The following is a 20,012-nucleotide window of genomic DNA, read 5'->3' as shown; positions in this document are numbered from 1 at the left end:
CGCTGCCGGACCCTTGACTCGATCATGGACTGACATGAGCCTGGCATCCATTCGCCGCGTGGCGAATCACAGGTAGGGGGGTTCATGAGACACAGAGCGAGATCGATCCTCGCTGTCGGCGCGCTCCTGTTCACCGGAGCGGGCATCGCACCCATCGCCCAGGCACTGCCCGGCGCCCCGGCCACCGGGGACGCCGACGAAGTCAAGGTCTTCCGCGCCGAGGTCACCAAGCAGCAGGTACCCCTGCTGCTGGAGGCCGGCCAGGACGGCCACGAACTCAGCGAGACGGTACCCGCGAAGGGCACCGCCACCGTCGAGGTCTACCTCACCGACCAGCAGGCCAAGCAACTGGAGAAGAAGGGCGTCGACCTCACCGAGCACACCCTCTCCGCCCGCGCCGAGAGCCGCGTCGAGGCCGCCGCCGAGGGCGTGTTCCGCCCGTACGGCGGCGAGGGCGGCCTCAAGGAGGAGATCCTCGCCACCGCACAGGCGAACCCGTCCCTCACCAAGGTGGTCTCCATCGGCAAGACCATCAACGGCCAGGACATCCTCGCCCTCAAGCTCACCAAGAACGCCAAGAAGACCAAGGACGGCGCCCGGCCGTCCGTGCTGTACCTGTCCAACCAGCACGCGCGCGAATGGATCACGCCGGAGATGACCCGGCGACTGCTCCACCACTACCTGGACAGCTACAGGACCGACAAGCGCGTCAAGAAGATCGTCGACACCACCGAGCTGTGGTTCGTGCTCTCGGCCAACCCCGACGGCTACGACCACACCTTCCAGCACGAGGACAACCGCCTCTGGCGCAAGAACCTGCGGGACGTCAACGGCGACGGCGCCATCACCACCGGCGACGGCGTCGACCTCAACCGCAACTTCGCCTACAAGTGGGGCTACGACGACGAGGGTTCGTCCCCCAACCCCACCAGCCAGACCTACCGCGGCGCGGGCCCGAACTCCGAGCCCGAGACCAAGGCCCTGGACGCCTTCGAACGCCGGATCGGCTTCGAGTACGGCATCAACTACCACTCCGCCGCCGAACTCCTCCTCTACGGCGTCGGCTGGCAGGTCGCCACCGACACCCCCGACGACGTGCTGTACAAGTCGCTGGCGGGCACCCCGGAGAACTCCGCGATCCCGGGCTACCGCCCGCAGGTGTCCTCGGAGCTGTACACCACCAACGGCGAGGCGGACGGCCACGCGGCCAACGTCAACGGCACGGCGATGTTCACCCCCGAGATGTCGACCTGCCAGACCGTCTCGAACCTCTACCCCGACGACGCCTGGAACGCGGCCGACTGCCAGTCGGTCTTCAACTTCCCCGACGACGAGAAGCTGATCCAGGAGGAGTTCGAGAAGAACATCCCCTTCGCGCTCTCCGTCGCCGAGTCCGCCGCCACCCCCGACCAGCCGAAGTCCTCGGTCGGCATCGACGCGCCCGGCTTCACCACGGCCCCGTTCGGCACGTCGTACTCCCGCGGCGCCGACCAGGAGGTCTCCGTCGTCGCGCGCAAGTCGGTGCGCGACAAGGAGCTGAAGTACCGGGTCGACGGCGGCCGGGTGCACACCGTGGCGCTGCGGCCCTGGCGGGGCGGCGAGACCTACGGCGGTGACGACAACCTCTGGTTCGACGAGTACCGCGCCAAGGTGCGGCACGGCGGACCCGGCGACGAGGTCGAGGTCTGGTTCACCGGCGAGACCCGCAAGGGCAAGCCCACCTCCAGCGCGCACTTCACCTACACCGTCGCCGAGCGGCCCCGCGCGGACGTCCTCGTCGTCGCCGAGGAGGGCACCGCCGCCACCCAGGCCGGGACCTACGTCGACGCGCTGAAGGCCAACGGGCACAAGGCGGTCGTCTGGGACGTCGCCACCCAGGGCGCGCCCGACGCGCTCGGCGTCCTCGCCCACTTCGACGCGGTCGTGCACTACACCGGCGCCGCCCTCCCGGGCATCGCCACCCAGCTCGAACTGCGGGCCTACCTCAACGAGGGCGGCAAGCTGATCGAGGCCGGCGAGCGCGCGGGCGGCAGCGTCGACCTCGGCGACGGCACCCCGTCGAACGACTTCAGCCAGTACTACCTGGGCGCCTACACCCGTACGACGCTGCCGGCCGTGACCTCCTTCGAGGGCACCGGCGCGCTCGCCGGGGTCACCGGGGCGCTCGGGGACGCGCCGGGCAACCCGCTGAACACGGCGGGCTCCTTCGGCGTCACCTCCGACACCCTGCCGGTCTCCACGTTCCCGCAGTTCGCCAGCGCGGGTGCGGGCCAGTACCCGGGCACGGTCAACCCGTACGGGCCCTACGAGGGCGCGTCCATGGCGGCCGTACGCCACTCCGACTACGCCTGGAACCGGCTCACCCGCACCGTCGACCTCACCTCGGTGACCGCCTCCGACGCCCCGGCGCTGAGCACGCGGATGTTCTGGGACACGGAGGAGGGCTACGACCACGTCCTGATCGAGGCCCGCACCGCCGGGGGCGACGACTGGACCACGCTCCCGGAGAGCGGCGGCGCGACGGGCACCGCGGTGCCCGAGGAGTGCGAGGCCGGGTACTTCATCCAGGCCCACCCCGCGCTCAAGCGCTACCTGACGCTGGGTGACGGCGGCTGCACGGCCACCGGCACCTCCGGTTCCTTCAACAGCCTCACCGGGGTCTCGTCGGGCTGGCAGGCGCTGTCCTTCGATCTGTCGGCGTACGCCGGGAAGACCGTGGAACTCTCCGTCAGCTATGTCACCGACCCCGGCTCCGGTGGCCGCGGCGTCCTCCTGGACAACACCGCCGTCGTCATCGGCGGCGAGGCGGCCACGGAGGGGTTCGAGACGTCCTTCGGCCCCTGGACCGTCGCCGGTCCGCCCGCGGGCAGCCCCGCTGTGGTGCGGGACTGGGAGCTGACGGGCGAACTGTTCCGGACATTCGGCGCGGTCGCCACGGACGACACCGTGCTGCTGGGCTTCGGCCTTGAGCACGTGACGGTCCCGGCGGCCCGCACCGCACTGCTGGGCAAGGCGCTGGCGGCGCTCGGCAGCTGATCCGACCGGCACGTCAACGGCGGGCCACACCCCGTGGCCGATATGAGTGAGCCGGGTTTCCCGGCGGGCGGTCCGTACCCCTACTGGCGGGTACGGGCCGCCGTGCCGTGTATGGGCCAACTCGATGTCACTGAGAAGGCCCCGGGAGGGTAGGGTCGTAGGCGGTCGGGGACATCCCATACAGCTCGCCGGCGACAACGGAGCCGGCGTACCAACGAGGAGATCGGTTCGTGACGATCCGCGTAGGCATCAACGGCTTTGGCCGCATCGGTCGTAACTACTTCCGCGCGCTGCTGGAGCAGGGTGCAGACATCGAGATCGTGGCTGTCAACGACCTGGGTGACACCGCGACCACCGCTCACCTGCTGAAGTACGACACCATCCTGGGCCGCCTCAAGCAGGAGGTCTCCCACACCGCCGACACGATCACCGTCGGTGGCAAGACCATCAAGGTGCTCTCCGAGCGCAACCCCGCCGACATCCCGTGGGGCGAGCTGGGCGTCGACATCGTCATCGAGTCGACCGGCATCTTCACCAAGAAGGAAGACGCCGAGAAGCACATCGCCGGCGGCGCCAAGAAGGTCATCATCTCCGCCCCGGCGAAGAACGAGGACATCACCCTGGTCATGGGCGTGAACCACGACCAGTACGACGCGGCGAACCACCACGTCATCTCCAACGCCTCCTGCACCACCAACTGCGTGGCGCCGATGGCGAAGGTGCTCGACGAGAGCTTCGGCATCGTCAAGGGCCTGATGACGACGGTGCACGCGTACACCAACGACCAGCGCATCCTGGACTTCCCGCACAAGGACCTGCGCCGCGCCCGCGCCGCCGCCGAGAACATCATCCCGACCACCACCGGTGCCGCGAAGGCCACCGCGCTGGTGCTGCCGCAGCTCAAGGGCAAGCTGGACGGCATGGCCATGCGCGTCCCGGTCCCGACCGGCTCGGTCACCGACCTGGTCGTGGAGCTGTCCCGCGAGGTCACCAAGGAAGAGGTCAACGCCGCCTTCCAGAAGGCCGCCGAGGGCGAGCTGAAGGGCATCCTCGAGTACACCGAGGACGCGATCGTCTCCTCCGACATCGTCAACGCCCCGGCGTCCTGCACCTTCGACTCCTCCCTGACGATGGTCCAGGAGGGCAAGAACGTGAAGATCATCGGCTGGTACGACAACGAGTGGGGCTACTCCAACCGCCTCGTCGACCTGACGGTCTTCGTCGGCGACCAGCTCTGATCCCCCGAGCGGGGACCCGAATGTGAGGGCAGGGCTCGGACAGTGCATGATCGCGCTGTCCGAGCCCTGACTCGCGTCCGCCCCCACCGGCCTCGTACGATCAACAGCCCTCCTCAGGAGTCCAGGAGTTCCCTATGAAGACGATCGACGCCCTGCTCGCCGAAGGCGTCGCGGGCAAGCGGGTCTTCGTCCGTGCCGACCTGAACGTGCCGCTGGACGGCACCATGATCACCGATGACGGCCGCATCCGCGCCGTGCTGCCCACCGTCAAGGCGCTCGCCGACGCGGGCGCCCGGGTCGTCGTCGCCTCCCACCTGGGCCGCCCCAAGGGCGCCCCGGACCCGGCCTTCTCGCTCGCGCCCGCCGCCTCCCGCCTCGGTGAACTGCTCGGCGGCGCGGTGGCGTTCGCCTCCGACACCGTCGGCGAGTCCGCCACGACCACGGTCGCGGGCCTGGGCGACGGCGATGTCGCGGTCATCGAGAACCTGCGTTTCAACCCCGGCGAGACGTCCAAGGACGACGCCGAGCGCGCCGCCTTCGCCGACCAGCTCGCCGCCCTCGCGGACGTCTACGTCGGCGACGGCTTCGGCGCGGTGCACCGCAAGCACGCCTCCGTGTTCGACCTCCCGGCCCGGCTGCCGCACTACGCGGGCTACCTCATCGCCACCGAGGTCGGCGTCCTGAAGAAGCTCACCGAGGACGTCAAGCGGCCCTACGTCGTCGCCCTCGGCGGCGCCAAGGTCTCCGACAAGCTCGCCGTCATCGACGAGCTGCTCGGCAAGGCCGACCGCATCCTCATCGGCGGCGGCATGGCGTACACCTTCCTCAAGGCCAAGGGCTACGAGGTCGGCGTCTCCCTCCTCCAGGAGGACCAGGTCCCCGCGGTCCAGGAGTACCTGGAGCGCGCCGAGAAGAGCGGCGTCGAGCTGGTCCTGCCGGTGGACGTGCTGGTGGCGCCCGAGTTCCCGGACCTGAAGACCAAGGCGCCCGCCAACCCCACCACCGTCGCCGCGGACGCCGTCCCCGCCGACCAGCAGGGCCTGGACATCGGTCCCGAGACCCGCAAGCTGTACGCCTCGAAGCTCGCCGACGCCGCCACCGTCTTCTGGAACGGCCCCATGGGCGTCTTCGAGCACCCCGACTACGCCGAGGGCACCAAGGCGGTCGCCCAGGCCCTCCTCGACTCACCGGGCTTCACCGTGGTCGGCGGCGGCGACTCCGCCGCGGCCGTGCGCATCCTGGGCTTCGACGAAAAGGCATTCGGCCACATCTCGACCGGCGGCGGCGCCTCCCTCGAATACCTCGAGGGCAAGACGCTCCCCGGCCTCGCCGCACTGGAGGACTGACCAAGCATGAGCACGCGCACGCCGCTGATGGCGGGCAACTGGAAGATGAACCTCAACCACCTCGAGGCCATCGCCCACGTCCAGAAGCTCGCCTTCGCCCTGGCCGACAAGGACTACGAGGCCGTGGAGGTCGCCGTCCTGCCGCCCTTCACCGACCTGCGCTCCGTGCAGACCCTGGTCGACGGCGACAAGCTGAAGATCAAGTACGGTGCCCAGGACATCTCGGCCCAGGACTCCGGCGCCTACACCGGAGAGATCTCCGGCCCGATGCTGGCCAAGCTGAAGTGCACGTACGTGGCTGTCGGCCACTCCGAGCGCCGTCAGTACCACGCCGAGACCGACGAGATCGTCAACGCCAAGGTCAAGGCCGCGTTCAAGCACGGGCTGACCCCGATCATGTGCGTCGGCGAGGAGCTGGAGGTCCGTGACGCGGGCAACCACGTCAGCCACACCCTCGCCCAGGTCGAGGGCGGTCTGAAGGACCTCCCGGCCGAGCAGGCCGAGACCATCGTGATCGCCTACGAGCCCGTGTGGGCCATCGGCACCGGCAAGGTCTGCGGCGCCGAGGACGCGCAGGAGGTCTGCGCCGCCATCCGCGGCAAGCTCGCCGAGCTGTACTCGCAGGACGTGGCCGACAAGGTGCGCATCCAGTACGGCGGCTCCGTGAAGTCGGGCAACGTCGCCGAGATCATGGCGCAGGCCGACATCGACGGCGCGCTGGTAGGCGGTGCCTCGCTGGACGCGGACGAGTTCGTCAAGATCGTCCGCTTCCGCGACCAGTGACGCCACCAGTGAGTATGCGCTAGCAGGGATCCGTCGTACCCTTGCGGGGGCGTGGCCCGACGGCCGCGCCCCCTGTCGTCCATCCGAATCCGAGGAAGTTGGTCCAGCCGTGGTTATGGGGTTCACGATCGCCCTGATCGTCTTCAGCCTGCTGATGATGCTGCTGGTGCTGATGCACAAGGGCAAGGGCGGCGGCCTCTCCGACATGTTCGGTGGCGGTATGCAGTCGTCCGTCGGCGGCTCCTCGGTCGCCGAGCGCAACCTCGACCGCATCACCGTCGTCGTCGGTCTCCTCTGGTTCGCCTGCATCGTCGTGCTCGGTCTGCTGATGAAGATCAACAACTGACCGACGCGTACATTCCGCACGTAATGCCCCATGTTCGGTACGCGCCCCTGAGCGCGGCCTATCATGGGGCTTGCGTCTAGGTGTGGGGCCTGTAACTCCAATCACTGGACGCGCGTTGGGCCTTACGTAGACTGAGGCGCTCGCAGCGAAGCGAAACGCCGACTCGCTTTGCGGCACCATCACGCAGGGAGTTACGACCGTGGCAAGTGGCAACGCGATCCGGGGAAGCCGGGTCGGCGCGGGGCCGATGGGCGAGGCCGAGCGCGGCGAGTCCGCGCCTCGTCTGCGCGTCTCCTTCTGGTGCTCCAACGGGCACGAAACACAGCCGAGCTTCGCCAGCGACGCGCAGGTCCCCGAGACCTGGGACTGCCCGCGCTGCGGCTTCCCGGCCGGGCAGGACCGGGACAACCCACCGGACCCGCCGCGCACCGAGCCCTACAAGACGCATCTGGCGTACGTGCGCGAGCGCCGCAGCGACGCGGACGGCGAGGCGATCCTCGCCGAGGCGCTCGCCAAACTGCGGGGCGAAATCTAGGGCCTGCCCCGGGTCTTCACACCGGCCGGGTGCGTGAGTGCCCGGCTGGGACTGTCTGTTGTGCGGCGGGGTGCTGTTGGCTCCATTAGGTTGGGGGTGGCAGCGGGGCAAGCAACGCACGTGTGCGCAGGCAGGAAAGAAGGCTGAAGTCCCAGATGAACGCAGACGGCCGTACCCGGCTCAACCAGACGCCCGAGTGGACCGCGCTGGTCAAACACCGCGAGGAACTCGACGGGACGGGACTGCGCGAGCTGTTCGCCGCCGATCCCGGGCGCGGCAGCGGGTACACGCTCCAGGTCGGTGACCTGTACGTCGACTACTCCAAGCACCTGGTCACCGACGAGACGCTGCGGCTGCTGCGCGAGCTGGCCGCCGCGACGGACGTCTTCGGGCTGCGGGACGCCATGTTCCGCGGCGAGAAGATCAACACCACCGAGAACCGGGCCGTGCTGCACACCGCCCTGCGCGCCCCGCGCGACGCGGTGATCGAGGTCGACGGCGCGAACGTCGTCCCCGGTGTGCACGCCGTCCTCGACAAGATGGCCGACTTCGCCGACCGGGTCCGCTCGGGCGCGTGGACCGGCCACACCGGCAAGCGCATCCGCAATGTCGTCAACGTCGGCATCGGCGGCTCCGACCTGGGCCCGGCGATGGCGTACGAGGTGTTGCGCGCCTTCACCGACCGGGACCTGACGGTCCGTTTCGTCTCCAACGTGGACGGCGCGGACCTGCACGAGGCGGTCCGCGACCTGGACCCGGCCGAGACGCTGTTCGTCATCGCCTCCAAGACCTTCACCACCATCGAGACGGTCACCAACGCCACCTCGGCGCGCAGCTGGCTGCTGGACGCGCTGGGCGGGGACGAGGCCGCCGTCGCCAAGCACTTCGTCGCCCTGTCGACGAACGCCGAGAAGGTCGCCGAGTTCGGCATCGACACGGCCAACATGTTCGAGTTCTGGGACTGGGTCGGCGGTCGCTACTCCTACGACTCCGCGATCGGCCTCGCCCTGATGATCGCGATCGGCCCGGCGGCGTTCCGGGAGATGCTCGACGGTTTCCGGATCGTCGACGAGCACTTCCGCACCGCGCCCGCCGAGGAGAACGTCCCGCTGCTGCTGGGCCTGCTGGGCATCTGGTACGGCAACTTCCACGACGCGCAGTCGCACGCGGTGCTGCCGTACAGCCACTACCTGTCGAAGTTCACGGCCTACCTCCAGCAGCTCGACATGGAGTCCAACGGCAAGTACGTCGGCCGGGACGGCACCGAGGTCGACTGGCAGACCGGGCCGGTGGTGTGGGGCACGCCGGGCACCAACGGGCAGCACGCCTACTACCAGCTGATCCACCAGGGCACGAAGCTGATCCCGGCGGACTTCATCGGCTTCGCCGAGCCGGTCGCCGAGCTGAGCGACGAGCTGAAGGCGCAGCACGACCTGCTGATGGCCAACTTCTTCGCCCAGACCCAGGCGCTGGCCTTCGGCAAGACCCCGGACGAGGTGCGCGCCGAGGGCGTGCCGGAGGAGCTGGTCGCCCACAAGACGTTTCTGGGCGACCACCCGACGACCACCATCCTCGCCCGTACGCTGACCCCGTCGGTCCTCGGGCAGCTCGTCGCGCTCTACGAGCACAAGGTGTTCGTGCAGGGCGCGGTGTGGGACATCGACTCCTTCGACCAGTGGGGCGTGGAGCTGGGCAAGGTGCTCGCCAAGCGCGTCGAGCCCGCGCTGACCGGAGGCGCCGAGGTGCCGGGTCTGGACGCGTCCACGCGGACCCTGGTCGCCAAGTACCGGGAGCTGCGCGGACGCCGGTAGTCCGGCCCGGTCAGGCCACCGAGTTCAGGGCGTCGGCCAGCCTGCGGCGCGCGGCGCGTGCCGCAGGCAGGGCCGCCAGTCCCGCCGCGCCCAGCACGGCGGCCGTGCCGAACAGCAGCAGGAACGCGGGGGAGGGGACCTGCGCGATCCCCGCGCCGACGCCGCTGGAGCGGCCCTGGAGGTCGATCAGCCAGCGTGCCAGCGGCACCCCCAGGGCCGTACCGAGGACGGCCGCCGCCAGTGCCGTACAACCCGTGGCGGTGACCGTGACGGCGGTGATCTGGCGTGGGGACAGGCCGATGGCCTTCAGGGCGAGCAGGTCCCGCTCGCCCTCCCGGACGGTGCCGCCGATCGCGGTCAGCAGCTCGATCAGCCCGATCAGCGCGAGTACGGCGATCAGGCCGACGACCACCCCGCGCAGCGGCGACAGCCCGTCGGCGGGGTTGGTGACGGCGTGCACGTCCAGGTGCCCGCGTCCGGCCGCCGCCAGCCGGTCCGCGACCTCGTGCCGGTCGGCGCCGGGGGCGAGACGGACCTGGAAGAGCGTCGGCGTGAGCCGCGGGTCGTTGGCGCGCAGGGTGTCCAGGGACGTCGAGATGACGCGGCCCGCGTTCTCCGGCTCGATGCTGCGGCCCACGATGTGCAGGATCTGCGGCTGGTCCCCGACGGTCATCCGCACCCAGTCGCCGACCCTGACCTCCAGCAGGTCGAGCAGCCCCTGCCCGGCCACGGCCTCGTCGGGCCCGCGCGCGGGGCGTCCCTCGGCGACGGCGTACGGGTAGGGGGCCTCGCGGGTGCCGAGGCCGCGCAGGGCGATGGTGCCGGTCTGGCCGGGCACCAGGGCGGCCACCTCGACGCCCGGGTGGGCGGCCGTGACCTGGGGGTCGCGCTCCAGCAGCGCGCGGGCCTCGCCATCGCCGAGGGCGGTGTCCGGGCGGACGGTGAGCGCGGCGGGCAGACCGATCTGCTCGGGCCTGCTGTGGAAGCGGTCGAGGGTGGTCCAGGCGCTCATCGCCACCACGATCAGCAGCAGCGGCAGCGTGAGACGGCCGACGGCGGCCAGTGAGCGGGAGCGGCGCGTGAACGCCTTGTGCCAGCCCAGCACCAGCGCGGGCGGCACCCGCACGCCGAGGGCGCGGCGCGCCAAGCGCGACATCCCGGCGCCGGGCGGCGCGGCGGGCCGCGGCACCGGCACCGGCGGCACCCGGCCCGCACGCCAGGCGGCGAGGCCCGTGGTGGCGCCGATGAACAGCACGGCGCCGACGGGCACCGCCACCAGGGTCACGCTGTGCCCGGGCAGCCCCTGCCAGACCGCGACCGCGTCCCCCAGCCGTCCCGGCGTACGGCTGCCCAGGGCCTGCGTGAGCGTCGCCGCGGCCACCGCGCCGAGCAGCGCGTAGGCGAGGTGCTGGAGCAGGAAGACCCGTACGACCTGGCCGGGGGTGAAGCCGATCGCCTTCAGCACCGAGATGTCCCGCAGATGGCCGCGGATGCGGGTGCCGATCGCGCCGTGCACGGCGAGGCCCGCGGCGACCAGCGCGCCGAGGCCGAACAGCCCCAGCACCTGGCCGAGGAGCCGGTTGCCGCCCTGTGCGTCGGCGCGGGCCTGCTGCCAGGTGGAGACCTCGCCGATCGCTCCGGCGCCCAGGGCGGTGACGGCGCGCTGGACGGCGTAGTCGGTGTCCTCGGGGTTGGTCAGGCGCAGTCCGGTCACCTGGCCGTCGGGGGCGCGTACGGCGGACGGCAGCGCCCAGACCAGGCCGGGGCCCTCGCCGGGGCGGTAGCGCGGCTCGGCGCTGTCGGCGACGCCGACGACGGTCAGGGTGCGGGTGGTGCCGGGCAGGGTCAGCGTGTCGCCGGGCTCGGCGAGCAGGGTCGAGGCCAGGGTGCTCTCCAGCACCACCCCGTTCGGGGTGGCCGGGTCGAGCCAGCGGCCCGAGGTGACCAGCGGGCGGCCCACGGGGAGCTGGCCCGGGGTGCCGCGCAATTCGACGAAGGCGCGGCTGCCGCGGGCGGTGACGGTGACGGACTCGGTGGGGTAGGGGCCCGCGACGGCCTCGGTGCCCTCCAGCCGCGCCAGTCTGCCCGCGTCGGCCGTCGCGCCGGTGTGGATCCATACGTGTGCGCCGTTGGCCTGCGCGAACACCCGCTGCCAGGGGTTGGTCGCGTACCCGAACAGGGCCGAGGCCAGCAGCAGCGACACGACGATGCCCGCGGTGGCCAGCACCAGGAACAGCGCTTCCCCGCGGTGCGTACGCAGATCGGAGTGCGCCCAGCGCAAGGTGGCTCGCACGGGCCTCAGCCCCTCGTCCCGGGGCGGGCGCGCCGCCCGGGGCGGGGGCGCGCCGGGCCTTCCGGCACGCCGCGCTGGTCGTGCGCGCGGCACGGTGGCGCGGGGCGGTGGCCCTGTGGCCGGGCTGGTGCGGGCACTCCGTGCGCGAGGAGCGGGACTCCTCGGTCGTGGGCGCGCGGCCGATCGGGCGCGGGGCCCTCTGGGGGGCGGATACGGCGGGAAGTGCGGGCCGGGTTCCCTGGCCGGGGAACCGGGCGGTGGCCCTGGGGCTGGGCCGGCGCGGGTGCGGCCGGTGCGAGGGCTGAGGTCCCGCGGGACGGGGCTGGTGCGGACGTTCCCCGTGTCGAGACCCTCCGTGGCCGGGCTGGCGTGGGTGTCGCCGGTGTCGGGGCCTTGTGGGGTTGGGCTGGCGCAGGTGTCGCCGGTGTCGAGAACCTCCGTGCCCGGGCTGGCGTGGGTGTCGCCGGTGTCGGGGCCTTGTGGGGTTGGGCTGGCGCAGGTGTCGCCGGTGTCAGGGCTTTGTGGGGTCGGGCTGGTGCGGGTGTTCCCGGTGTGAGGGGCGAGGTCACTCGAAGGCCGGTGGTGGGGTCGTTGTGCGGGGCCATGTCAGTCCTTCAGCTCCAGCACGCCCGATATGCCCGGCCTGCGGGGCGGGAGGCCGCCGGTCAGATCCGCGTCGTCGGCTATGCGGCCGTCGTAGAAGCTGATCACGCGGTCGGCGGCGCTCGCGAGGCGGGCGTCATGGGTGACCAGGACGATCGTCTGGCCGCGCTGGTGGAAGCGGGACAGCAGTCGCATCACCTCGCGGGTGCCCTTGCTGTCCAGGCTGCCCGCGGGTTCGTCGGCGAGCAGCAGGGGCGGGTGGTTGACCAGGGCACGGGCGAGGGCGACGCGCTGCTGTTCGCCGCCGGACAGCTCACCGGGCATGCTGCGCTCCCGGCCCGCGAGGCCCAGCTCGGCCAGCAGCTCCTCGCGTTCGGCGCGGGCCCGCTTCGGGGTGGCCCCGGCGAGCAGGGCGGGCAGTTCGACGTTGTCGGCGACCGACAGGTTGGACACCAGGTTGAAGAACTGGAAGACGATGCCGATGCGCTTGCGGCGCTCCACCGCCCAGCGCGCCTCGCTCCAGCCGTCGGTGGGCTCGTCGTCCAGCCGGATGCTGCCGCTGTCGGGGCGCTGGAGCCCGCCCAGCAGGTGCAGCAGCGTCGACTTGCCCGCCCCGGACGGACCGGTGACGGCGACGAACTCGCCGCGCCGCACGGAAAGATCGACGCCGCGCACGGCATGCGCGGGCGCACCCTCGCCGTAGTACGTCCTGACCAGGCCCTCGGCGCGCAGCAGCACGGGAGCGGAATCCTCGCTCACTCCAGCTCCTCCAGCTCTTCCTGGCACCGCTCCAGCCAGTCGAGGTCGGCCTGGAGGTGCAGCATGGCGCCCTCGATCAGCAGCTGGGCGATGCGGTTGTCCCGGTCTTCGGCGGCGGCCAGTCTCGACAGGTCCCGCATGGTGTTGAGGTACTGGCGCCGCTGCTTGTTGATGAGGGCGATCTGGTCGGCGAGACCGGTCTGCGGGGCGAGGGCCAGCTTCATGAAGAACTCGTCCCGTACCCGTGGCTCGTCCGCGGTCTCCTCGTACCAGACGCCCAGCGCTTCCCGCCCGGCGTCGGTGAGGTGGTAGACCTTCTTGTTGGGCCGGCTGGACTGCTCCACGTCCTCGCCCTCGATCAGGCCCGCCTTCTCCAGGCGACCGAGGGTGACGTAGATCTGGCCGACGTTCGGCTGAGGGTACGCGGAGCCCAGCAGTTGCTCAAGGTCCTGCTTCAGCTCGTAGCCGTGGGCCGGGCCGCGCGCGAGGAGTGCCAGGAGGGGCAGACGCACTCGTGCTGTCCTCCTGTCCTCGTATTGTGGTCCAGGCCCTAGTATCGCCCATACCTAACCGGTATACATGCCCCTGATCCCGGGCGAAGGCGCCCGGCTGCGGGTACAGGGAGGAACCTATGCGGTGGATCCGTGCCGCGGGTAGGGGCCTCCTCGTCCTCGTGGTGGTCCTGACCGGTTACGTCGCCTCGGGCGCCCGTGCCGACGACGCCGCCACGGGCGGGCGCGGGCCGCTCACCCTGGCCACCGCGGGGGACCTCACCGGCTACCTCGGCCCCCTGCTGGAAGGCTGGAACCGCACCCACCCCGACGAGCGGGTCACGCTCGTCGAACTGCCGGACTCCGCCGACGAGACCCGCGCGCAGATGGCCATCGATCTGCGCGGCGACCAGCGCGGCCGGTTCGACGTCCTCAACATCGACGTCAACTGGACCTCGGAGTTCGCCGCCGCCGGATGGATACGCCCGCTGCCGCGCGACCGTTTCCCGCTCGGCGCCTTCCTGCCGCCGGTCGTCGACACCGCCACCTACGACGGACGCCTCTACGCCGTCCCCTACGTCACCAACGCCGGGCTGCTGCTCTACCGCGCGGACGTCCTCGAGCGCGAGGGCCTGGACCCGCCGCGCACCTGGGCCGAGCTGGAGGAGATGGCGGGCACGGTCGCCCCGAAGTACGGACTCGACGGGTACGCGGGCCAGTTCCTGCCCTACGAGGGCCTGACCGTGAACGCGGCCGAGGCCGTGTACTCGGCGGGCGGCACCATCCTCGGCGGCGAGGGCGAGCGGGTGACCGTGGACTCCGCGGCGGCCCGCGAGGGCATCGGCTTCCTGGCGCGCGGGGTGCGCGAGGGGTGGATACCCGAGGAGGCGCTGACGTACAAGGAGGAGGAGTCCAAGCAGGCCTTCCAGAGCGGTCGTCTGCTCTTCCTGCGCAACTGGCCCTACGCGTACGTCGGCGCGTCGGCCGAGGGCTCCCCGGTCGCCGGGCGGATCGGCGCCGTACCGCTGCCCGGACCCGACGGGCCCGGCACCAGTGTGCTCGGCGGCTCCAACCTCGCGGTCAGCAGCCACGCCCGGCACCCCGACTCGGCGGCCCGGCTGATCGCGTACCTCACCAGCGAGAGCGTGCAGCGCCAGGTGCTCACCCGGGGCGCGCTGCCGCCGGTCCGTGCCGACCTGTACGAGGACCCGGAGCTGGTGCGGCGGTTTCCCTATCTGCCGACCCTGCGCGAGAGCGTGCTGACGGCCGCGCCGCGCCCCAAGAGCGCGCGCTACGACCAGGTCAGCCTGGTGGTGCAGGCGGTCGTGCACGACGCGCTGACCGGGCGGCACACGCCCGAGGCGGCCGTGCGGCGGCTGGCGCGGGAACTTGACGCCATCACCCGCTGAATCGACGGCTCCTAGTTACATGTTAGGTAACGCCGACGTCTCATCTATGGCTGCACTGGGTGGATAAGTCCGGATATAAACAGCCAACTCCTCAGTAGCTTCGCGTTCGTTCATTGACACCCTCGCGACACGGCTACTTAACATGCATGCATGTCAAGTAAGTGTCACTGGTGGCGCGACGCGGTGATCTACCAGGTGTACGTCCGCAGTTTCCTGGACAGCACCGGCGACGGCGTCGGCGACCTCGCCGGGGTGCGGGCCGGACTGCCGTACCTCAGGAAGCTCGGGGTGGACGGGATATGGCTGAGCCCCTTCTACCCGTCGCCGCAGCACGACCACGGCTACGACGTGGCCGACTACCGCGACGTCGACCCGCTCTTCGGTGACCTCGCCGAGTTCGACCTGCTGATCGCGGCGGCGCGGCGGCTCGGCGTCAAGGTGCTCCTGGACATCGTCCCCAACCACTGCTCCAGCCAGCACCCGAGCTTCCGGCAGGCACTCACCGCGGCGCCCGGCAGCCCGGCCCGAGCCCGCTTCCACTTCGCCGACGGACGCGGCCCCGACGGCGCCGAGCCGCCCAACAACTGGCACGCCATGTTCGGCGGCCCGGCCTGGACCCGCGTCGACGACGGCCAGTGGTACCTGCACATGTTCACGCCCGAGCAGCCCGACTGGAACTGGCGCAACCCCGAGGTCGCCGCCGACTTCGACGACACCCTGCGCTTCTGGCTCGACCGGGGCGTCGACGGCTTCCGCATCGACGTCGCCGCCGGACTGTTCAAGCACCCCGACCTCCCCGACTCACCCGATCCCGAGGCCGACGCCCGCACCCGCGACTCGGTCAACCCGCTCGCCTGGAACCAGCCCGAGGTGCACGACGTGTGGCGGCACTGGCGCGCGGTCTGCGAGGAGTACACCGCCCGCGACGGCCGCGAACGGCTCCTCGTCGGCGAGGTGTCGGTGCCCACCGCCCGCGAGCACGCCCGCTACGTCCGCCCCGACGAACTCCACCAGGCCTTCTTCTTCGACCTGCTGAGCGCGCCCTGGGACGCCGACGCCTTCCGCAAGGTGATCGACGAGGCCATGCAGGACATCGCCGGAACCGGCTCCACGGTCACCTGGGTCCTCAACAACCACGACCAGGTCCGCACCGTCACCCGCTACGGCGAACCCCACCCCCAGGGCAGCGGCCTGGGCGCCGCCCGCGCCCGTGCCGCCGCGCTGCTGATGCTGGCGCTGCCCGGTGCCGCGTACATCTACCAGGGCGAGGAGCTGGGGCTCCCCGAGGTCGTCGACCTGCCCGACGACGTGCTCACCGACCCGATCTTCCGGCGCACCGGCAGCCGGGCCCGCATCCGGGACGGCTGCCGGGTGCCGCTGCCCTGGTCGGGGCAGGCGTCCCCGTTCGGGTTCACCTCGGGCGCCGAGAGCGCCAAGCCCTGGCTGCCGCAGCCGTCGTACTTCGCCGAGTACGCCACCGACCGCGCCCTCGCCGACACCCGCTCCTTCTGGCACCTCTACCGCGACGGCCTGCAACTGCGCGCCAGGCTGCCCCAGTTGGGGGAGGGCACGCTCACCTGGCTGGACACGCCGCCCGGCGTGCTGGCCTTCGCGCGCGGCGACGGCCTGGTCTGCGCCGTCAACTTCACCACCGCGCCCATCCCCGCGCCGGTCCCCGGCACCCCGCTGCTCGCCAGCGGCCCCTGCCCGGCGGGGGTGCTGCCCGGCTCCACGGCCGCCTGGTGGACCAGCGACCTCTGAACCTCCCGTCACCCACTCATTCCCCGAAGGGACATCAACGATGATGCGACGACGTACCACCCTGCTCACCGGCTGCACCGCCCTTGTCCTGGCGCTCACCGCCACCGCCTGCGGCGACAGTGACCCCGTCACCGCGGGCGGCGGCGACCAGTCGCTCAGCGGCCAGACCGTCACCGTGGCCGGGGTCTGGTCCGGGACCGAGCAGAAGAACTTCCAGAAGGTGCTGGACGCGTTCACCGAGGAGACCGGCGCCAAGACCCAGTTCGTCTCCACCGGCGACAACGTCTCCACCGTCGTCGGCAGCAAGATAGAAGGCGGCAACGCCCCCGACGTCGTGATGGTCCCGCAGGTCGGCGTGTTGCAGCAGTTCGCGAAGGAGGGCTGGCTGACGCCGCTGTCCGGCAAGGCCGAGCAGGCCGTGGACGCCAACTTCGCCCCCGTCTGGAAGGACTACGGCAGCGTCGACGGCACCTTCTACGGCCTCTACTTCAAGGCCGCCCACAAGTCGACGGTCTGGTACAGCCCCGACGCCCTCGCCCAGGCCGGAGTCGAGCCGCCGACGAGCTACGACGAGATGCTCGAGGCCGGGCACACCGTCTCCGACTCCGGGCTCGCCGCGTTCTCCGTCGCCGGTCAGGACGGCTGGACCCTCACCGACTGGTTCGAGAACATCTACCTCTCCCAGGCGGGCCCCGAGAAGTACGACGCCCTCGCCGCGCACGAACTGAAGTGGACCGACGCCTCGGTGGTGAAGGCGCTCGGCACCCTCGGGGAACTCTTCAAGGACGAGCAGCTCATCGCGGGCGGCCAGAAGCAGGCCCTGAACACCGACTTCCCCGGCTCCGTGGAGAAGGTCTTCGGCCCCGAGCCCGAGGCCGGGATGGTCTACGAGGGCGACTTCGTCGCGGGCGTCGCCAAGGACCAGTTCGGCAAGGAGATCGGCAAGGACGCCGACTTCTTCCCGTTCCCGCCGGTCGACGGCGGCACCGCGCCGGTCGTCAGCGGCGGTGACGCGGCCGTCGTCCTGAAGGACGGCAAGAACGCCAAGGCCGGAATGGCGCTCCTGGAGTACCTCGCCACGCCGGAGGCCGCCGCCGTGTGGGCCGAGGCGGGCGGATTCCTCTCCCCGAACAAGGCGCTCGACCTCACCGCCTACGGCGACGACGTCACCCGGGCGACTGCCAAGTCCCTAGTCGACGCCGGGGACTCGGTCCGCTTCGACATGTCCGACCAGGCCCCCGCGGCCTTCGGCGGCACCAAGGGCGTCGGCGAGTGGAAGATCCTCCAGGACTTCCTGCGCGACCCCTCGGACCCGGAGGCGACCGCCGCCGAGCTGGAGAAGGCGGCGGCCAAGGCGTACAAGGGCTGATACGGCGATGACCGCGACCTTCGCCAAGGAGACGAGCCCGGCGAGCACTCCGCCGCCGGTCCCCCCGCCGCCGGGCGCCCGGCGCACCCGGCGGCGGGGGCGGGTCATCGCCCTGTTGTTCGTCTTCCCCGCCCTGCTGCTGCTCGGCGCCCTCGTGCTGTACCCGGCGCTGTTCTCGATCGGACGCAGCTTCTTCGACGCCTCCGGCGACCGCTTCGTCGGCGGCGACAACTACACCGAGATGTTCCGCGACCCGGCCACCCTCAAGGCCGTGCGCAACACCGCGATCTGGGTCGTCGTCGCCCCGGCCCTGCTCACCGGGCTCGGGCTGATCCTGGCCGTGCTGGTGGAGAAGATCCGCTGGGCGACCGCGTTCAAGCTGCTGCTGTTCATGCCGATGGCGGTGTCCTTCCTCGCCGCCGGCATCATCTTCCGCCTCGCCTACGACGAGGACCCCGACAAGGGCGTGCTCAACGCGGCCGTGGTCTCGGTGCACGACGCCTTCAAGGGCAGCTCGTCGTACCCGACCGCCCGGCCGCGCCCCGATCAGGGGCTCGCCGAGGACGGCGACGGCTCCTACCGGACCGGCACCAGCGTGTCCCCCGGGGACTCGGTGGCGCTCGGCCTGGTCGGCGTGGCACCCGACGACCTGCCGGGCGGTGCGGCGCCCGCCGAGCGGGCCGAGGGCCTGGAGCCCACCCCCGGCGAACTGCGCGGCGTGGTCTACCTGGACTTCACGCCCGGGGGCGGCGGCAGGCAGGGCGAGGTCGACCCGGGCGAGAGCGGGCTGCCCGAGCTGACGGTCGAGGCGGTGCGGGACGGCCGGACGGTCGCCAGCACCACCACCGGCGCCGACGGCACGTTCCGCTTCACCGGCCTGGACCAGGGCGGCTACGAACTCAGGCTGCCCGCCGGCAACTTCGCGCCGCCCTACGACGGGATCTCCTGGCTCGGGCCGGCCCTGGTCACCCCGGCGATCATCGGGGCGTACCTGTGGATCTGGACCGGGTTCGCGATGGTGCTGATCGGGGCGGGCCTCTCCGCGCTGCCCCGGGACGCGCTGGAGGCGGCCCGGATCGACGGCGCCAACGAGTGGCAGATCTTCCGGAAGATCACCGTGCCGCTGCTGGCGCCCGTGCTGACGGTCGTCTTCGTCACCCTGGTGATCAATGTGATGAAGGTCTTCGACCTCGTCTACATCATCGCGCCCGGGCCCGTGCAGGAGGACGCCACCGTGCTCGCCACCCAGATGTGGCTGGTCTCCTTCGGCGGCGGCAACGACCAGGGCCTCGGCAGCGCGCTCGGCGTGCTGCTCCTGCTGCTGGTGGTCCCGGCGATGGTGTTCAACGTCCGGCGTTTTCGAAGGAGTCAGCGATGAACGCGGTCCGGCGCTACCTGGGCAGCGGTGTGGTCCAGGCGTTCCTGGTCGTGATCGGCCTGGTCTGGATGACCCCGCTCGCCGGGCTGCTGCTCTCCTCGCTGCGCTCCACCGAGGACACCGCGAAGGGCGGCTGGTGGACGGTGTTCACCAGCCCCGGGCAGCTGTCCTTCGACAACTACGCGGCCCTGCTGGACAACGCCGGGATCACCCGCGCCTTCTGGAACACCGTCCTGATCTCGGTGCCCACGACCGTCCTGGTCGTCGGGGTCGCGGCGCTCGCCGGATACGCGTTCGCCTGGCTGGACTTCCCCGGCCGGGAGCCCATCTTCCTGGTGGTGGTGGCGCTGCTGGTGGTGCCCGTGCAGATCGGGCTGCTGCCGGTCGCCAAACTCTTCGGCCAGCTCGGCCTGTTCGGCACGATCCCCGGCGTGGTGCTCTTCCACGTCGCCTACGGGCTGCCGTTCGCGGTGTTCCTGCTGCGGAACTACTTCGCCGAGATGCCCAAGGAGATGCTGGAGGCCGCCCGCATGGACGGCGGCGGCGAGTGGCGGATCTTCACCCGGCTGGTGCTGCCGGTGGGCCGCCCGGCCATCGCCAGCCTCGCCATCTTCCAGTTCCTGTGGGTGTGGAACGACATGCTGGTGGCGCTGCTCTTCGCGGACAGCTCCGCCCAGCCGCTCACCGTGGAACTCCAGTCGCAGATCCGGCAGTTCGGCAGCAACATCGATGTGCTCGCGCCCGGCGCCTTCCTCTCCCTGATCGTGCCGGTGGCGGTGTTCTTCGCCTTCCAGCGGCACTTCGTGCAGGGCGTGATGGCGGGCTCGGTCAAATAGGGCCCATGAGTTCCGGGT

At 71.2% G+C, this 20,012-nt stretch carries 15 protein-coding genes; 12 read left to right on the top strand and 3 right to left on the bottom strand.

Translation table 11 applies throughout. The features are described from left to right. The first annotated feature begins 84 nt into the window (after window positions 1–84). The 7 genes from KBY47_RS00645 (at window position 85) to pgi (ending at window position 9,095) form a co-directional block, all read left to right on the top strand. Window positions 85–3,036, top strand: coding sequence for a M14 family metallopeptidase (locus KBY47_RS00645; RefSeq protein WP_210918831.1), 2,952 nt, complete (start codon window positions 85–87; stop codon window positions 3,034–3,036). 230 nt (window positions 3,037–3,266) lie between these two features. Then, on the top strand, window positions 3,267–4,274 hold the full coding sequence (gene gap / locus KBY47_RS00640; protein ID WP_210918830.1) for a type I glyceraldehyde-3-phosphate dehydrogenase: 1,008 nt from the start codon (window positions 3,267–3,269) through the stop codon (window positions 4,272–4,274). A 134-nt stretch (window positions 4,275–4,408) separates the two neighbouring features. Next, the gene (pgk, locus tag KBY47_RS00635; RefSeq protein WP_210918829.1) at window positions 4,409–5,620 is read left to right on the top strand and encodes a phosphoglycerate kinase; all 1,212 of its coding nucleotides are present in this window, start codon (window positions 4,409–4,411) and stop codon (window positions 5,618–5,620) included. Window positions 5,621–5,626: 6 nt separating this feature from the next. After that, window positions 5,627–6,403, top strand: a complete 777-nt coding sequence (tpiA, locus tag KBY47_RS00630; RefSeq protein ID WP_210918828.1) for a triose-phosphate isomerase — start codon at window positions 5,627–5,629, stop codon at window positions 6,401–6,403. A 115-nt stretch (window positions 6,404–6,518) separates the two neighbouring features. Further along, window positions 6,519–6,749 carry a preprotein translocase subunit SecG gene (gene secG, locus KBY47_RS00625; RefSeq protein ID WP_210918827.1) on the top strand — a complete coding sequence of 77 codons (231 nt, stop codon included), beginning with the start codon at window positions 6,519–6,521 and terminating at the stop codon, window positions 6,747–6,749. A gap of 199 nt (window positions 6,750–6,948) precedes the next feature. Next, window positions 6,949–7,284, top strand: a complete 336-nt coding sequence (locus KBY47_RS00620) for an RNA polymerase-binding protein RbpA (protein ID WP_119105043.1) — start codon at window positions 6,949–6,951, stop codon at window positions 7,282–7,284. A gap of 155 nt (window positions 7,285–7,439) precedes the next feature. Continuing rightward, on the top strand, window positions 7,440–9,095 hold the full coding sequence (gene pgi / locus KBY47_RS00615) for a glucose-6-phosphate isomerase (RefSeq protein ID WP_210918826.1): 1,656 nt from the start codon (window positions 7,440–7,442) through the stop codon (window positions 9,093–9,095). A 10-nt stretch (window positions 9,096–9,105) separates the two neighbouring features. Here pgi and KBY47_RS00610 read toward each other — a convergent pair whose 3' ends face one another. The 3 genes from KBY47_RS00610 to KBY47_RS00600 form a co-directional block, all read right to left on the bottom strand. Continuing rightward, the gene (locus tag KBY47_RS00610) at window positions 9,106–11,388 is read right to left on the bottom strand and encodes an ABC transporter permease (protein ID WP_210918825.1); all 2,283 of its coding nucleotides are present in this window, start codon (window positions 11,386–11,388) and stop codon (window positions 9,106–9,108) included. A gap of 606 nt (window positions 11,389–11,994) precedes the next feature. Then, on the bottom strand, window positions 11,995–12,750 hold the full coding sequence (locus tag KBY47_RS00605) for an ABC transporter ATP-binding protein (RefSeq protein ID WP_210918824.1): 756 nt from the start codon (window positions 12,748–12,750) through the stop codon (window positions 11,995–11,997). Further along, the gene (locus KBY47_RS00600; protein WP_210918823.1) at window positions 12,747–13,262 is read right to left on the bottom strand and encodes a PadR family transcriptional regulator; all 516 of its coding nucleotides are present in this window, start codon (window positions 13,260–13,262) and stop codon (window positions 12,747–12,749) included. The genes KBY47_RS00605 and KBY47_RS00600 overlap by 4 nt, the downstream gene beginning before the upstream one ends. 119 nt (window positions 13,263–13,381) lie before the next feature. Between KBY47_RS00600 and KBY47_RS00595 the strand changes: the two genes are divergently transcribed. The 5 genes from KBY47_RS00595 to KBY47_RS00575 all read left to right on the top strand — a co-directional run bounded on the left by KBY47_RS00595 (window position 13,382) and on the right by KBY47_RS00575 (window position 19,994). Beyond that, window positions 13,382–14,650 carry an ABC transporter substrate-binding protein gene (locus KBY47_RS00595; protein ID WP_210918822.1) on the top strand — a complete coding sequence of 423 codons (1,269 nt, stop codon included), beginning with the start codon at window positions 13,382–13,384 and terminating at the stop codon, window positions 14,648–14,650. A gap of 150 nt (window positions 14,651–14,800) precedes the next feature. Next, window positions 14,801–16,411: a glycoside hydrolase family 13 protein gene (locus KBY47_RS00590; protein ID WP_210918821.1), complete on the top strand. Its 1,611-nt coding sequence runs from the start codon at window positions 14,801–14,803 to the stop codon at window positions 16,409–16,411. 40 nt (window positions 16,412–16,451) lie between these two features. Further along, window positions 16,452–17,780, top strand: a complete 1,329-nt coding sequence (locus tag KBY47_RS00585; protein WP_210918820.1) for an ABC transporter substrate-binding protein — start codon at window positions 16,452–16,454, stop codon at window positions 17,778–17,780. A gap of 7 nt (window positions 17,781–17,787) precedes the next feature. Further along, entirely contained in the window at window positions 17,788–19,158 is a 1,371-nt protein-coding gene (locus tag KBY47_RS00580) for an ABC transporter permease subunit (protein WP_210918819.1), read from the top strand. Further along, window positions 19,155–19,994 (top strand): carbohydrate ABC transporter permease, encoded by an 840-nt coding sequence (locus KBY47_RS00575; RefSeq protein ID WP_210918818.1) that lies wholly within the window; start codon window positions 19,155–19,157, stop codon window positions 19,992–19,994. Before KBY47_RS00580 ends, KBY47_RS00575 begins: the two co-directional genes overlap by 4 nt. The last annotated feature ends 18 nt before the right edge of the window (window positions 19,995–20,012 follow it).

The organism is Streptomyces sp. B93 (assembly GCF_018070565.1).
GTDB lineage: Bacteria > Actinomycetota > Actinomycetes > Streptomycetales > Streptomycetaceae > Streptomyces.
This window is presented reverse-complemented; position numbering and strand designations above follow the sequence as displayed.

Excerpts from the sequence above, each read along its gene's own strand:
- KBY47_RS00585 (WP_210918820.1), top strand. The coding sequence starts at position 16,452 with ATGATGCGACGACGTACCACCCTGCTCACCGGCTGCACCGCCCTTGTC.
- KBY47_RS00595 (WP_210918822.1), top strand. The coding sequence starts at position 13,382 with ATGCGGTGGATCCGTGCCGCGGGTAGGGGCCTCCTCGTCCTCGTGGTG.
- KBY47_RS00580 (WP_210918819.1), top strand. The coding sequence starts at position 17,788 with ATGACCGCGACCTTCGCCAAGGAGACGAGCCCGGCGAGCACTCCGCCG.
- pgi (WP_210918826.1), top strand. The coding sequence starts at position 7,440 with ATGAACGCAGACGGCCGTACCCGGCTCAACCAGACGCCCGAGTGGACC.
- KBY47_RS00645 (WP_210918831.1), top strand. The coding sequence starts at position 85 with ATGAGACACAGAGCGAGATCGATCCTCGCTGTCGGCGCGCTCCTGTTC.
- tpiA (WP_210918828.1), top strand. The coding sequence starts at position 5,627 with ATGAGCACGCGCACGCCGCTGATGGCGGGCAACTGGAAGATGAACCTC.
- pgk (WP_210918829.1), top strand. The coding sequence starts at position 4,409 with ATGAAGACGATCGACGCCCTGCTCGCCGAAGGCGTCGCGGGCAAGCGG.
- KBY47_RS00590 (WP_210918821.1), top strand. The coding sequence starts at position 14,801 with ATGTCAAGTAAGTGTCACTGGTGGCGCGACGCGGTGATCTACCAGGTG.
- secG (WP_210918827.1), top strand. The coding sequence starts at position 6,519 with ATGGGGTTCACGATCGCCCTGATCGTCTTCAGCCTGCTGATGATGCTG.
- KBY47_RS00575 (WP_210918818.1), top strand. The coding sequence starts at position 19,155 with ATGAACGCGGTCCGGCGCTACCTGGGCAGCGGTGTGGTCCAGGCGTTC.